The organism is Paenibacillus sp. UNC217MF (genome assembly GCF_000686865.1).
Taxonomy (GTDB): domain Bacteria; phylum Bacillota; class Bacilli; order Paenibacillales; family Paenibacillaceae; genus Paenibacillus_B; species Paenibacillus_B suaedae.
On the sequence record NZ_JMLT01000010.1, the window covers coordinates 235,814 to 251,416 of the forward strand.

General features: G+C 48.4%; 14 protein-coding genes. All 14 read left to right on the top strand.

Annotated features, from left to right (window positions below):
- Window positions 1-60: 60 nt before the first annotated feature.
- The 14 genes from BP95_RS0108340 to BP95_RS0108405 all read left to right on the top strand — a co-directional run bounded on the left by BP95_RS0108340 (window position 61) and on the right by BP95_RS0108405 (window position 15,450).
- The gene (locus BP95_RS0108340; RefSeq protein ID WP_021253981.1) at window positions 61-1,377 is read left to right on the top strand and encodes a sugar ABC transporter permease; all 1,317 of its coding nucleotides are present in this window, start codon (window positions 61-63) and stop codon (window positions 1,375-1,377) included.
- Window positions 1,378-2,211: a sugar ABC transporter permease gene (locus BP95_RS0108345; RefSeq protein ID WP_021253980.1), complete on the top strand. Its 834-nt coding sequence runs from the start codon at window positions 1,378-1,380 to the stop codon at window positions 2,209-2,211.
- 199 nt (window positions 2,212-2,410) lie between these two features.
- Window positions 2,411-4,162: a glycoside hydrolase family 13 protein gene (locus BP95_RS0108350; RefSeq protein WP_028531883.1), complete on the top strand. Its 1,752-nt coding sequence runs from the start codon at window positions 2,411-2,413 to the stop codon at window positions 4,160-4,162.
- Between the two features lie 125 nt (window positions 4,163-4,287).
- On the top strand, window positions 4,288-5,202 hold the full coding sequence (locus BP95_RS0108355) for a LacI family DNA-binding transcriptional regulator (protein ID WP_021253978.1): 915 nt from the start codon (window positions 4,288-4,290) through the stop codon (window positions 5,200-5,202).
- A 25-nt stretch (window positions 5,203-5,227) separates the two neighbouring features.
- Window positions 5,228-6,574, top strand: coding sequence for an alpha/beta hydrolase (locus BP95_RS0108360; RefSeq protein WP_021253977.1), 1,347 nt, complete (start codon window positions 5,228-5,230; stop codon window positions 6,572-6,574).
- Window positions 6,571-7,917, top strand: a complete 1,347-nt coding sequence (locus tag BP95_RS0108365) for an alpha/beta hydrolase (RefSeq protein WP_028531884.1) — start codon at window positions 6,571-6,573, stop codon at window positions 7,915-7,917. The genes BP95_RS0108360 and BP95_RS0108365 overlap by 4 nt, the downstream gene beginning before the upstream one ends.
- A 99-nt stretch (window positions 7,918-8,016) precedes the next feature.
- The gene (locus BP95_RS0108370; protein ID WP_021253975.1) at window positions 8,017-8,727 is read left to right on the top strand and encodes a hypothetical protein; all 711 of its coding nucleotides are present in this window, start codon (window positions 8,017-8,019) and stop codon (window positions 8,725-8,727) included.
- A 326-nt stretch (window positions 8,728-9,053) separates the two neighbouring features.
- Window positions 9,054-9,629, top strand: coding sequence for a sigma-70 family RNA polymerase sigma factor (locus tag BP95_RS0108375; RefSeq protein WP_028531885.1), 576 nt, complete (start codon window positions 9,054-9,056; stop codon window positions 9,627-9,629).
- Window positions 9,619-10,449 carry a hypothetical protein gene (locus tag BP95_RS0108380; protein ID WP_028531886.1) on the top strand — a complete coding sequence of 277 codons (831 nt, stop codon included), beginning with the start codon at window positions 9,619-9,621 and terminating at the stop codon, window positions 10,447-10,449. Before BP95_RS0108375 ends, BP95_RS0108380 begins: the two co-directional genes overlap by 11 nt.
- A 29-nt stretch (window positions 10,450-10,478) precedes the next feature.
- Entirely contained in the window at window positions 10,479-11,318 is an 840-nt protein-coding gene (locus BP95_RS0108385) for a carbohydrate ABC transporter permease (protein WP_036666848.1), read from the top strand.
- A 13-nt stretch (window positions 11,319-11,331) separates the two neighbouring features.
- Window positions 11,332-12,210, top strand: coding sequence for a carbohydrate ABC transporter permease (locus BP95_RS0108390; protein WP_028531888.1), 879 nt, complete (start codon window positions 11,332-11,334; stop codon window positions 12,208-12,210).
- 20 nt (window positions 12,211-12,230) lie between these two features.
- Window positions 12,231-13,388 carry an efflux RND transporter periplasmic adaptor subunit gene (locus BP95_RS0108395; RefSeq protein WP_028531889.1) on the top strand — a complete coding sequence of 386 codons (1,158 nt, stop codon included), beginning with the start codon at window positions 12,231-12,233 and terminating at the stop codon, window positions 13,386-13,388.
- A gap of 51 nt (window positions 13,389-13,439) precedes the next feature.
- A complete protein-coding gene (locus tag BP95_RS0108400; protein ID WP_028531890.1) occupies window positions 13,440-14,768 on the top strand; it encodes an ABC transporter substrate-binding protein in 1,329 nt (442 codons plus the stop codon).
- Between the two features lie 22 nt (window positions 14,769-14,790).
- Window positions 14,791-15,450 carry a hypothetical protein gene (locus BP95_RS0108405; protein WP_028531891.1) on the top strand — a complete coding sequence of 220 codons (660 nt, stop codon included), beginning with the start codon at window positions 14,791-14,793 and terminating at the stop codon, window positions 15,448-15,450.
- Window positions 15,451-15,603: the final 153 nt, after the last annotated feature.

Genomic DNA, 15,603 nt, shown 5'->3' on the forward strand with positions numbered 1-15,603 from the left:
GGTGCTCAAAATCGGACTTTTTAAACTACATCTAAAAAATCGACGAAGGCGGTCTTCCGAATGGAACTGACAACAGGTGCCCGTCGGCATCGGACGAAAGCGGCTGTATTCTCCGCTGTGTGTATCGGATTAGGCCAGCTGTACAACAAGCAGTATATGAAGGGCTTGCTGTGGATGATCGCGGCACAGTTATTCTTTTGGATCTACTATCCGATTGCTTATCGAGGAATAAGAGGGCTGATAACGTTAGGCGACGCGCCTACGAAGGTGGTTGCCGGACAAGTGTTCAAAGGCGATCATTCTATTTTCATGATGATTGAAGGACTTATTACGTTGGTGCTCATTCTCTTGTTCGCCGGGTGCTATGTCCTGAATATTTATGACGCAAAGAGAAACGGAGCATTGCGGGATGAAGGACACCCTGCTCCGGGGTTCATCGAATCCATCAAGCAGACGAAGCTTCGGCATTTCCCATATCTGCTGCTGCTGCCTTCTATCTGCTTCGTGCTGTTCGTAACGGTAGTGCCGCTCATCTTCAATGTGCTGATTGCCTTCACGAACTATTCGGCTCCGAACCATATTCCCGACCGGAACTTAGTAGATTGGACGGGGCTAAGCTCGTTTTATGATTTATTTGCACAAGAAGCGTGGCGCAACACCTTCTTCGGCATTTCGGTGTGGAACATCATCTGGGCTGCGGCCTCTACGGTGTCCGTCTTTTTTAGTGGGCTTCTGCTAGCATTGATGGTGAACCATCCCAAAGTGAAATTCAAAAAGTTTTGGCGTACGATGTTCATTTTGCCGTGGGCGGTTCCGCAATTTATATCGATTCTGGTATTCAGGGTGCTGCTGAACGGTTCGTTCGGACCTGTGAACGATATGATCACCAAGCTCGGCTTCGCGCCAGTACCTTGGTTGTCTGATCCGACAATGGCCAAGTTTACGATTCTGCTCGTGAACTTGTGGTTCTCCACTCCGTTCCTGATGGCATTGATGTCAGGGGTATTAACGACAATGCCGAAGGACTTGTACGAAGCTGCCGCTGTGGATGGAGCAACGGGAACGCAGAGATTCGTCAAGCTGACGCTTCCGTTGGTATTGGCGGCGACGGCACCGATTTTAATCATGCAATTTGCTTTTAACTTCAATAACTTCAATTTGATCTACATGCTAACGGACGGCAATCCGACCCAGCCTGATTATTATTACGCGGGCAGCACGGATATTTTAATCTCTTGGATATTCAAGATGACGTTGAATCAAAGCCAGTTCAATATGGCCTCTGCTGTCTCGATCATTATGTTCGTCTTTATCACCGTATTCTCCTTATGGAACTATCGGCGGATGAAGATAACTCAAGAAGAGGATATGGTCTAAATGTCTAAATTTTTGAACAACTTGGTCGTGGCGGGCATTTACGCGGTGTTTGCCGTGCTGCTCCTGACAACGGTATATCCGCTGATTTGGGTGATTGGAACTTCGCTTAACCCGGGCAATTCCTTAATGGTAAGCCGAATGTTTCCTGATCAGCCCACGCTCGCTCATTATACGGAACTGATTCGAAATACGGATTTCGTGCTCTGGTTTTCGAACACAGTCACGATCGCTCTTGCGAATGCGGCATTGTCAACGACATTGGTGGCAGCGACGGCCTATGCATTTTCCCGTTTTCGATTCAAAGGGAGAAAGCAAGGGTTAATGACATTGCTCATTCTTCAAATGTTTCCGGGCTTTCTGTCCATCATGGCAATCTTCGTGCTGCTGATGCAGACGAAGCTGCTTGATACGCATTTGGGTCTCATTCTCATCTATGCGGGCGGTTCTATTTCGATGGGAACTTGGGTCATGAAGGGCCATTTCGACACGATTCCGAAAAGCTTGGAGGAAGCGGCCTATATTGATGGCGCGGGCCACCTTGAGACGATGTTCAAAATCATATTGCCATTGTCTTTGCCTGCAATTACGTTTGTTGCATTGAACAGCTTCATTACGCCATTCATGGATTTTATCCTGCCGCAAATCGTGCTCAGATCATCTGAGAAGATGACGCTAGCCCAAGGCTTGTACAACATGGTGGCGAACGAGACGAATTCAAGCTTTACGACCTTCGCTGCTGGCGCCGTTCTTGTAGCGCTGCCGATTACGTTCCTGTACATGTATTTCCAGAAGTATCTCATTCATGGGATGACGGCAGGTGCAGACAAAGGCTGACGACAGGGGTACATCCTGAGCAATCTTCGTGATCAAAAGCGACCATAAATTAGTGTCTAAAAGTCGGTTTTCAGCACCGAGAAGGTTGCAAGAACTCGAAGAAAGAGCAGCGGAATTCGAGAGTGAATGCAAGATTCGATGTCGAGTTTACACCTTGAATAATCTTCGTGATCAAAAGCGACTTAAAAAGGAGTTTGTTATGTTACTGGAAGCGATCTACCACAGACCCGGAAATTCATACTGCTATTCTTACGATAACGACACGATCCATATCCGGCTGCGCGCGAAGAAAGGCGATCTTCGGTCAGTCACAGCTCTGTATGGTGATAAATACGATTGGGACAAGACCGTAAGGGAAGCTGCCATGTTCATCATGGGTAGCGACGAACTGTTCGATTATTGGCATGTGGAGGTAGCTCCTCCGCACAAGCGGCTTCGTTATGCCTTTGAATTAGCTGCGGGCGAGCAGACGATATGGTATACGGAAAAGGGATTCGTTGCCGAAAAGCTAGCTGATCCACTGACGTTTTTCGACTATCCGTTCTTATGGTCAAGCGAGGTGCTACAGCCGCCGGCGTGGGTGAAGGATGCGGTGTTCTATCAGATTTTCCCTGATCGGTTTGCCAACGGGAACCCTGACAATGATCCTGAACAGGTGCGGTCTTGGACAGCCGACGATCCGGGGCAGGATGATTTCTACGGCGGTGATCTCCAAGGGGTGTTGGATCGTCTGGATTACATCAGCGAGCTTGGCGTTAATGCCATTTACTTTACCCCGTTGTTCGAGGCAAAGACGAATCATAAATATGACACGACGGATTATTTGAAGGTGGATCCGCAGTTTGGCGACGTGGCCCTGTTGAAGAAACTGGTGAAGGCCTGCCACGACCGGGGGATTCGCGTTATCTTGGATGCGGTATTCAATCATTGCGGCTATTGGTTCGCCCCGTTCCAGGATGTTATGAAGCATGGGGAAGCATCACGCTATCGGGACTGGTTCCATATCGAGCAATTTCCGCTCGTGCGGGAGCCGAGAGCATCTTACCGCTGCTTCGCCTTCGAATCTCACATGCCGAAGCTGAATACGGTCAATCCCGAAGTCAAAGCCTACCTGCTTGAAGTCGCGCAATATTGGATTCAGGAATGCGATATCGATGGCTGGAGATTGGATGTTGCGAATGAGATCGACCATGATTTCTGGCGCGAGTTCCGCAGAACATGCAAAGGATTGAAGTCGGACTTTTATATTTTGGGTGAGATATGGCATGATGCGATGCCTTGGCTGCGCGGCGATCAGTTTGACGCGGTCATGAATTATCCGGCTACGGAGGCTATTCTTGATTTCTTTGCAAAAGGGACAATCGATGCGGAACAGTTCTCTTATCAAGTGAACAGGCTGTTGGCTGATTATCCGAAGCAAGTGGGTGAAGCTACCTTCACGATATTGGGCAGCCATGATACCCCGCGTTTGTTAACCATGGCTCAAGATGAACGCAAAATGAAGCTTGCAGCGCTGTTCCAGTTCACATTCCTCGGTGCCCCATGCATTTATTACGGGGACGAGGTGGGCATGACAGGCGGGCCGGATCCGGATTGCCGGAAGCCCATGGTATGGGAAGAGGAGAAGCAGAATGGCGGACTGCTGCGTTTTTATCGGGAACTGATCGCTTTGCGTACCGCCCATCCAGCACTGCGGCAAGGCTCATTCCGATTCGTTTATGCGTCCGGAGATCACTTGGTCATACGAAGACAGCATGCTGACGAGCAAATGTATATTTGCTTCAATAATAGCGAGCAGGCAGGAGCGTTCTCCTTTTCGTTGGAGCAGGCCAATTCGTTGTCGTTATCACCTTCGATGCTCGGAGACGGATCTTTTACGTTTGAAAATAACAACGTTGCGATTAGCTTGCCTGCGTATGGCTGGATGGTATTGATGACTGAATCAAGATAAATGAAGCTAAATAAAGCTACGACTAGATATGTTCTGTGGGAGACTAGGGCTAAATTGACACCCTATGGGCGGTATGCTTTAATTGGCTTAAACGTTTAAGTCTAAGCCAAGCGAGGTCGAATAAGATGAAGAAGACAACGATAAAAGATATCGCCCAAGCAGCGGGTGTGTCCATTGCTACTGTGTCCTATATATTGAATGACGTTAAGAATCAATCCATTTCGAATGAGACGCGCGTCAAGGTGTTAAAAATCGCGCAGCAGCTCAAATACGTGCCGAACCGAACAGCCCGCTCTTTAAAAGTAAAGAAGTCGGGCTTGATTGGAATTCTGGTATTCAAGGACGATCAACAAAGCCTTGGGTCAGATTTGAAGTACGCCAAGACCATAAGCAAGATCGAACAGCAATGCAGTGCGCTTGGCTATCATGTTATTTATATGCAAATCGACAATACGGAACCGTCATACAAGGTTATTATGGAACGGAATTTGGACGGCGTATTTTTAATCAATGTGGATCAGGAGCGATTTGCGACGATTACGCCCTACTTTGGCTTCGGGATACCCGTGTTTGTCGTGGACAGTTATATTGAAGACTCGCTTTTTCATAAAATTATGCCTGATGTGGAAGCGGGCTTTCAACGATCGCGCGATTTGCTGAATGAAGCTCCGCAGTTTCTTATCATGGATCGCTACAACAATAACCAATGGGCGGATGTCATCAAGCAGGCATCGGGTTTGCCGGAAGAACGGATTCATGTATATGAACACAGCCAGGGGATGGAGTCCTTCTTGACCAAGTTCGATGGCCAACCGGGCATCGTACTGAACGAATTTATTGCCAATGAAGCCGCCAAAGTCCATCCCAACTTGATTGCATGGTGCACGTGCCACTGTCCCGAAATTCTCGGTCAAGATACAGAGAGGGTCACTTTCGACTTGAGTAGATACGATTCATTTGTAGGCGTTATGAACAGCTTTATTGATGATGTGGAGTATGTGCACGAGGAGAAGTTTTTGAAATTACCAGTCTCCTCGTAGATCAATATATGAGGAGAAATGCGTAGTGGATTCATCACGTCTTATTGAGATCGACGAGTTTTATTCGAGGATCTTATCTAATAGAAGAAAAGTATTTATTTACTTGCCTCCGAGCTATCGGACGAACGAACAGAAGCGGTATCCCGTGCTCTATATGCACGATGGGCAGCATGCCTTTTTCGCGGATCACAAGGGAGACTCCTGGGATGTCCATCTTACGGTTGATCGTCTTGTAGCCGAAGGCAGGATGAAGGAAATCATCGTGGTTGCCATTTCCCATATCGAAGATGCACGGATTGCGGAGTACATGCATGCGAATCCGGATGGGCACAACCTATTCAACACAGCGAACCAAGGTGAGCGGTATGAGCAGTTTCTCGTAGAGGAAGTGAAGCCTTATATCGATCGAGAATACCGTACACTTCCAGGCAAGGAGCACACTGCCTTAATGGGGTCATCCGCTGGCGGCTTGGTGTCCTACAATATCGGATTTCGCCAATCGGATACGTTCGGCATGATCGGGGCATTATGTCCGTTCGTCGTTAGCGTAAATCCGGATACGATGGAGGATCGCTGGCTAAGTCATATCTATACGGAAAAGAAGGATCTCAAGATCTGGATGGATGTCGGTGATGCGGAAGGCTTTACCGTTATGGAGAAGCATGTGCGGCAGGTCGTAGACACGCTCGTTCGGATCGGATATGAGCCAGGGAATGATCTGATGTATTACTATGCCGTCGGTTCCGGACACGCGCAGAAGGATTGGGCCGCAAGGGTTCATGCGCCGCTCCTTTATTTCTTCGGAGATATCGGCATGCCTGTACATGCTGAACTGCACGGTTCCCATGTAGTCGGAATTCTGGGGCCGACGCTAAGGTTCAATGCGGTCGTTCATTACGACAGCGGTTTTGTCATGACGGATTTGAACGCTCGGTATGAAGTGGCCGATCCCCGCATCCTAGAAGTAACCGTGGATGGAACGCTCATTCCGAAGCGGTCGGGCAAGACGCGCGTGATCTATCATCATGATCAGCTCACGGCACATGCAGATATTACAGTCATTCCATATCTTTCGGAGAAGGCTGCAGTTACGTTGGTCGTAAAGGTACCCGAAAATACGCCGCCTACCGAAAGGCTGTATGCAGGGATTGAGCTGCCAATGATCGATGAAGGGCAATATGGAGGCACGTTCGAGGTGCCGCGGGATATGGCGTTCGAGTTCCGGATTTCTCGTGGCTTGGGCAAACATGAGACGGATCGTTACGGACAAGAAGTGCCATATCGCAAATTTACGGTTACTGATGGTTTGGAGCTGTATTACGAAGTCGAGAATTGGATTGATCTAGCGGCGGAAAGGGTGGAGGAGCGATGAACACGAAGTACGGATCAAGCATACTGCGCGTTGAAACATTTCACTCGGAACATCTGAACAACGATAGAGAACTGTTCATTTATCTTCCTCCGAGCTACCAACAAGATTCGAACAAGCGGTATCCAGTCTTATACATGCATGACGGTCAAAATATTTTTCATCCGGCCTTCAACGGCTATTCATGGAACGTGCATGCTGCCGCCGATAAGCTGATTGCCGAACAGCGTATGGAAGAGATCATCATTGTCGGCATTCCGAATATGGGGATGGAGCGGGCAGATGAGTTCACGCATGACTTGGAGGGCGTTCGTTATCAGGACGACAAGTTTTCAGTCCAACCGCGAGGCCATCAGTATGAGCGCTTCCTGATTGAAGAGGTCAAGCCTTATGTGGATGCCTTATTCCGCACGCGACCAGAACCGGAGCATACGGCCTTAATGGGCTCTTCAAGGGGCGGACAGGTGACGTATCATATTGGGCTGCGGCGTCCTGACGTATTCAGCATGCTGGGGATTATCTCGCCTTACTTGTATTGCGTTTATCCTGAAACGTTGGAAGAAGTGCCGTTGTACCATACTTTTACCACCAAGCAGTCACCCATGAGAATATGGATCGATGTCGGCAGCCGTGAAGGGCTGCTGGTCATGGAGAAGCATGTGCGCGAAGCAGCGGAAAGTTTGCTTAGCCTTGGCTACAAAGCAGATGATGAGCTTGTCTATCTCTATGAACCTGGAGCGGCTCACGTTGAGAAAGATTGGGCGGCGAGGGTGTCTGCACCGCTCATTCACTTCTTCGGCAAGGGCGGCAAGGCTTGCTCTCTTACGCTGCATGGCGATCAAGAGGTCGGGATCGCAGGGCCTCTGTGCCGGCTGAATCCGATTATCGAGTTCGATTCCGGCTTCAAGATGTCAGCGCTTCGTGCGGCGTACCGTGTGGAGGATGAGCAAATCGCGCAGGTTCGGGATGATGGTACGGTTATTCCGCTTCGCCCGGGCGTTACGGAAGTAACGGTGCAATTTGAAGGTTGTTGTGAAGCCTCGATGCCACTGCGAATCGTGGAGGAGCTCAGTACGCATGTTGACTTGGAGATCATTGTCCATGTGCCGCCTGGTACGCCGCAGGATCTCAAGCTGTACGCTTGGTTCCCATTGACGTACGATCCGAACACGGATGCATATGCGACACGCCTGCGCATCCCGCTGCATACAGATTGGCTGTTCCAAGTGAGTCGAGCAGACGGAATCGTGGAGGTAGATGGAGCGGGGGCTCGTGTCGAACGCAGCTATAAGGCAGAGCAGGATGAAACCTTAGTGATACATGTTGAGAGATGGAGCGGGCAATAAGGATAAACGGATGGAAGCACGATGTGAATGGTCGAATAAATGAGTGATATGCGAATCGGCATCGGGAGAAGAAGAAAGAGACGAGGGGAACGATACAGCATGAAGACATGGAAAATAGGCTTCTTATGCGGCGCTATCTTGTTTACGGGAATCGCATTCGGTACTTCAGCGATAATAGCCTATGCTGAGGAGTACGGACTTGACGAGGAAGGAAAGAAGCTGTCTGTATCGATAGATAATCAACTTCCAGTGCGAGAACTGTCGGGGGCAATGGGTAATCGAACGATGTCGCCGATGGATAAAGATATTCCAAAGAATGCCGGTACAGACGTTATCGATCATGGCGGCATGTCAAAGGGCAAGACTCATAATCGTAAGAAGCCGGGAGCGAATTCTGGCAGCAGCGACAAGAAGCTGGACGAGCTGCCAGTAACCTATACGGTGAACGATATAGAGGTTACGGTTCATTCGATTCGGGTTACGGAAAAGGCTACAGACTTCGAAGTAACGATTACAAACAATTCGGATAAAGACAAGGTTACACTTGATTTGCAAAAAGTAGCAACTAAAGCGAACATCGGCGTGAAAGGGAGAACGGCAGAAGAGGTCGAAATTGCATCGGATAATCCGGACTTTGCGAACAAGACGATTCGTCCGAAGAAGGAACTGCATGGCTGGATCCGCAATCAAGGCTTGCAGGATCGAGATATTGTCAATTTGTCGCTTGCATTATCCGTAAAAGGAGCCAAGGAGACAAGAACGTATTCGTTCCTTATCGATTGCACCAAGCTGAAGTTTCGTACCTTATAATCCAGCACTTAATTAATCCAGCATCTGATAGAGAAATGAACAAAGATGAAAAAGGCGTGTATGAGAAGAATTTTTTCTCTTGCACGCCTTTTGGTTTCTGTTCTTGCCATGCTCCGTCCGTGTATGCACGAAGCACGAGATGAAAACCTTCCGATATGTTGCTTTCTTAATGCGCTGCTGCTTTTGAACTGTGTGAATCCGACGACGACGCAGGGCTTCATTAGCGATATAATCGAATACAAAGAAAAAAAGTAGAAAAGTACCGAACCTTTTCAGATGATCGAGGCAATATAGGTTGTAAGCTTACCAAGGAGGGCCCTTTTTTCATGAAAGATATCAATATCGAGCACTGGATTGAACGGATGAAGGAAGGGGATTCGTCTGCGTTCCAAGTGATCTATGATTGGTCATTCCCCGAAATCTACCGCTCTGTTGTCTTTTTGATGACGGAAAAAAATGAGATAGAGGATGTCATGAACGAGATTTATTTTCAGCTGTGGCGATCCATCGGCAATTACGATGCGAATCGCCCCTTCCGATTTTGGATGCATGGCATTGTGCTGAAGCAAATACAAAAGTGGAGAACCAAAAGCTGGAGAAGGTTCCGAATCTTCGAGAAGAAGAGGCTCTTGGAGAGGGAAGAGCATCTGTTCTCGGATCGCCGGATCTTGGAGGCCGAGACCCATCAGGAGATATTGACCATGGTTCACCAGCTATCCTACAAGCTTCGGGCGGTGATTATTCTGCGCTATTATCACGAATATACCTTCGATGAAATCGCTGAATTGCTGGACATTCCCGTGGGCACGGTCAAATCCAGGCATCATGCTGCACTAGGGAAGCTTCGCGAGCTCAGCCCGTATCTAGAATCAGCAAAGGAGCAGGAACTTTATGTCCATTGAACAACAACTGCGCGATAAGCTTCAGGATTGTGCGGAAGCAATGGAAAATCCATCTGACATGCAGAAGCGCATTCAAGAAGCTTCTTACGAGCGATATCGCAATGAAAAAAATAATGAAACATCAAAATCAAATCTGAACATTCGTATGGTAGCATGCGTTCTTGCGGTTGTACTCCTCGCGCCAATTATCATTTATACCGGTCCAACCGTAGCGGCACAGATTCGCACCTTGCTCAATCTATCTGGGACAGAAGATGCGCGCAACTTCGTCACGAAGGATGCGGATTCAGATTATGTCATTACGAACTTATATGCGGATGAGATTAGCGGCAATAAAACGGCACAAGAAGTGCTTGCGCGCATTTACAGTGGGTTCCCTGAGACGAAGAACTTCGACATCGCAAACGCGCAAATTACCAAGGGAATCAGAGCCGGAGAAAAGATCCATATCTTTAATATCATTTTAATGGAAAAAGGAAAGACATTTGCGGAGCCGCATCAAGAGATTGTAGTCAATGCTGATGTGGATACAGGGCAAATTCATTTTGTGCAAACGATTGGTTTAGAGCCATACGCTGCGCATGCTGCGAAATTGCAGAAATCAGAAGCGATTGCGATAGCCAATGCATTCTTGAAGCAATTGGATGTGCCTATTGATGGATATGAGGCTGAAATGACAGGAGCCCATGGGGATGAAGCGCAAGGAATAGGGCAACCCATCGTCACCTACAAGCGTGCTGAGGATGGCAAGAAGCTGTTCCAAGTGAACCTCCAAGATGGAGGCATGAGTGTAGCATTCTCCCCTTCAGAGAAGTCATGAGGCGAAATCGTATCAGCAGAAGAGAGAGCATGGTGGCTCTAACGTTCTTGTTGCCGAGCGCCATCGGCTTTGCTTTATTCTATCTCATCCCGTTTGGGATGGGGCTGGTCTACTCGGTATTGGATCGAACGGTTGGCGGTTCATTTGTGGGACTCGCCAATTATGAGGAACTATTGAATAGTGATTCCTTTCGCAAAGCCGCCTTGAATTCGTTCTGGTTCACAGTAGTGAATGTCCCGCTGATGCTAGTGCTGTCACTTGGAATCGCGCTCGTGCTGAACCGGAATCTCTATTTGCGTCAATTTCTTCGAATGGCTTATGTCCTGCCGTTAGTTGTACCCGTTGCCTCCGTCGTAATGGTGTGGCAAGTGCTGTTTGATTGGAATGGATCACTTAACGCCTGGATGCACACTGCCGGGCTTGAACAGATAGATTGGATGAAATCGGACTGGGCGAGAGGCGTTATTTCCGTGTTCTATCTGTGGAAGCATATCGGCTACAACATCATCTTATTCCTTGCAGGGCTGCAGAGCATCCCACGAGATTATTATGAGACGGCTGAATTGGAGGGGGCGGGCAAGTGGTTTCAATGTTATGGGATTACACTTGTCTACTTGACCCCAACGATGGTCTTGGTCGTTTTGATGTCCATTATGAATACATTCAAGATATTTCGTGAAACGTACCTGATCGCAGGAGATTACCCACATGACAGCATCTATACACTTCAGCACTACATGAACAACATGTTTCTCGGACTGGATGTACAGAAGCTGTCTGCGGCTGCGACGCTTATGGTGATCGTTATCTTTATCATCGTGACGATTCTGCTTCGGATAGAGAAACGATACACCCAATTTATGGAGTGATACAGGAGGAAGAATGAAGAACAGGGGGTTCATTCGGAACCTGTCGTTCACGCTGGTAATGGCGTGCATCGGGCTTATCATGCTATTTCCAATTGTGATAACTTTCACAAATTCACTGATGACGGAGCATGAAATTCGCGGCAATTACGGTCTAGTGGGTCAAATGCCAGTCGTTACGCAAGGAGAGCCTGCTGTATTCGTGAATCTGAAGCTTATCCCGGATTGGCTGTCCTTCGAGCAGTATGGGAGCGTTTTGCTAGATACGCCGACGTATTTGTTCATGCTATGGAATTCCGTCGCGATGGTCGTGGGAATTATTGCGGGACAGACCGTTGTCAGTGCGCTGGCAGCGTACGCTTTTGCCAAACTCCGGTTCAGAGGGAGAGAAGGATGGTTTCGGGTGTATTTGCTGACGATGCTGATGCCTTTCCAAGTGACCTTGGTTCCGAATTATATTATTGCTGACAAGTTGGGACTAATGAATACAGCTAGCGCGATTATATTGCCAGGGATATTCGCGGCATTCGGTGTGTTCATGCTGAGACAATTTATGCTCTCGATTCCTTATGCGCTGGTTGAAGCGGCTCAGATGGATGGCGCGGGTCATTATCGTATTTTCTATCAAATTATGCTGCCTCTGATGAAGCCGGGGATTGCGGCGCTGATCGTATTGCTGTTCGTCGATTATTGGAATATGGTCGAGCAGCCCCTGATTTTCCTGGAGGAAGCATTCAAGCAGCCATTATCGCTCTATTTATCCAGAATTCATAAGGAAGCACAAGGCATCGGCTTTGCCGCGTCGATGATCTATATGACGCCCATGGTTCTCCTGTTTTTGTATGCGGAATCTTATTTTATCGAAGGGATTCAAATGTCGGGGATCAAAGGGTAGCTCATGAAAGGAGGGACAGGATGGCTATAGGGTTCACAGCAGCGCTGGATGCAAGAAAAAAACGAAAAATCGTGTGGCTCTCCGGCCTTTTCTTTAGCTTGCTCCTTTTCCTTACCCTGGCGAGCAATACATTGCTGACGTTACATTTGCCAAAGGTGCGAACCGAGGAAGGAAGGGTTGGTGAGCTGGTAACCACGTGGCGTGGTACGGCCCGGCTGATGCCACGGCAGCATATCGATTTATCGAACAAGGCGGAATGGTTTATTAAGGATGTTCATGTAAAAGAGGGGGATCGCGTAGCGAAGGGGCAGACATTAATCACCTATGAAAATCCTGCTGCTGCTCAGGAAATTCTGGATGTACAGGCGGGCCTTGCAGGGCAGCGGCTATCGTTAGCTGACTTGCAGGAGGCTTATATTGAAGCCGTACAAAATAACGACGAGTTGCAGGCGCGCCGCACGAAGCGGGAATTGGAACGTGCGCGATTAGCGATTGGTGTTCAAGAGCGAAAATTGAGCACGTTGAAGTCGGAGGAGATTGAACGCAGACGCCTTATCGCGCCTTTTGACGGTGTTGTGACACAAGTACTAGCGACGCCGAAGCTGCCTTCAGGAAGCGGAGGGGCAGATATCAGCTTGGCGAATAGGCAGCAAGGATATCAATTCGAAATTGTCATCCCGGATGCCTTCGGCCGGGAATTGCGTACCGGGGAAAAGATGCGCGTGCAAATCGAGCATGAGGAGGCAAATGTTCCGGTTGAAGGAAGCATTACCGACATTCGACCGATGACCAGCGTTAATGGAGGGGCTTCCCTCCAAGGGGAAGCGGAAGGGAATGCATCTCAGGCAAATGCGAGTCAACGGGTCATTGTGAAGGTTCAACATCCGAATGTTCAAGCGAATGAGCTCGTAAGTGTGGAATTAACACAAACGAAGAAGAGCGATGGAGGCATGCTCGTATCGAACCAAGCGATTCGTCAGGCCGGGAAGGACAGCTATGTGCTTGTTATCAAAGAGCAATCCGGCCCGCTGGGCAATATTTTTATTGCTAGCAAGCTTACCGTTCAATTAGGGGGGACGAATGGCCAAGAAACGCTGGTACAAGGGGTATACCCGAAAACCCAGATTATTGTCGAGAGCAGTGAGCCATTAACAGATGGTCAACGTGTAAGGATCTAATGCGTCTGAGCGCGCAACGATCCCATGAAGAATGGAGAGGAGCGATTCAGGGTGAGAAAAAGGAGTGTACGTAGTCTGTTCGTAGCAATAACAATAGCGATGACATTGGCAGCATGTGCCGGCAAACAGGCTGATGAGGCGAAGCAAGAAGGGCAGCAGGGACGGGACGGGAAGAAAGTCGTTGTCGTATCCGTATCCGGAGCTGATCCTGTGTATGCTCAGGCTGAGAAGATGTATGAAGCGAAGCATCCCAATGTGGATATTCAAATCAAGGAATACAGCCAAGGGGGAGGCTCCAATCAAGAAGGAAGTGCGGAGAAGTATGTGAATACCACGACTACAGAGCTATTGTCCGGTAAAGGGGCCGATTTGATTGACTTGAATGTGAGCGGGTTGCCGATTGGGAAATACGTAGACAAGCAAGCGCTGGTGAACTTGAGTGAACTTATGAAGCAGGACCCTGCCTTTGATTCTAATTCGTACGAGATGAACATTCTGGACGGAGCCAAGATGAGAGGAGGTCTCTATGCGCTGCCTCTGCGGTTTTCCATGGACAGTCTTATGGGCGATGCGAAGGCAATTCAGCAATCCGGCGTAACATTCGATGACAGCACATGGACATGGGGAGAGTTTACGGAAGTAGGCAAACGTTTGGCAGCGTCCGGCGGACACACGTATTCGTTGGGGAATACGCCGCCTGAGAGGATGTTGAACATTCTGCTCGCTGATAACTATGCTCGCGTTGTCAATGAGGAGCAGCGCCCCGCCAGCTTCGATGCCAGTGCATTTGTCGGATTGATGGAGCAAGTGAAGACGATGTATGCGGAGAAGGTAGTGACGGATGCGGCAGTGAACGCAGGAGATTATTTTTTTGCACCTAATTTGATTACTTCGCCGGAAGATTATTTCAGTACGCCAGCGATGTTCTATGAGCAAGGGAAGATTTATCGCAAGCCGCTTGCGGCTGGGCAGCAGGCCGGAGGCACCTTCGCGACATTGAAGAAATTAGGGATGAATCGGAATTCGAAGGTGCAGGCGGAAGCATGGGATTTCATGAAGTTCTTATTGTCTGAGGAAATACAGACCATGCCTGGCCTGCAAGGGTTCTCTGTCAATAAAAAGGTGAACGAGAAGATGCTCAAGAAGCTTGAGGACAAAGGCACTGTCGAATCGCCAACGGGATCCGCAATCCAGATTCAGAAGGCAGACATTGACATGGTCAAGCAGATGCTGGCCGATTCGAACACCGCAATAATGGATAATTCGAAAGTTCAATCGATTATCGAAGAAGAAGCGAAGGCTTACTATAACGGTCAAAAATCGGCCCAAGCAGTTGCGGAGTTGATCGCAAACCGTGTAACGACCTTTTTAAATGAATAGACGCGGAGGGGGGGAGATGTAAATGCGAAGGGACAGGGATGATGGAAACAGGTTGAAAAAGCGGATGGTTCTGTTGGTGCTTTCGGCAGCAGTCAGCATGTCTGCTTGCAGCTTCTCAGGCAGCAAGGAGAAGAATGCTGGTGAGACCAAGAACGTCTCTTTGACTCCGCCGCAGGAGGAGCAGGCGCAGGGGCAACCAGAACAAGATAATAAGACTGCGGAAACTGAGGCTCCTGAAGAAGGAAGAATTCACGTATTCTCAAATTTGATGTCATTGAAGCTACCGCAGGGGTTAGAGGCGCAAACGAATGAGACTTCGAACTCGAAGCTTGTTTATATGGATAGCAGCAAGAAAGTTAAGCTTGAGATACAGCATGATTCAGAACAGCTCGTGACCGATGCTGGAATCGATGAGGCACGATTAAAGATGAAGATGATTTTGGAACAAGACAGTGAAGGAGAAAAGCTAGAGTGGTTGAAAAATGAAACGTTGCTCGTTCATGGGAAGCACATTGCAGTCAATGAAGTCATCATGCCTTCACAGAAGGGAGACATGTATCGTCTCCTCGGTTGGGCGGAACTAAATGGAGCTCTTCTTGAAATTCAATTTAGCGCTCCAGCTAATGAGCAAGGGGAATGGCAGAATGCCGTTCATGAAATGATTGAATCGATTCAGATGTAGGAATAAGAACCGTTTAGCGGCATAGCTAAGCGGTTCTTTTTTTTGCTTATTTATTTGCGATAATGAAAGCGCATGATCTTGAAACATAAATTCCCCTATACTACACATGCAAATTCGAATGGCAATTCGTTGTGTCGAAGAATGGGGGAACGA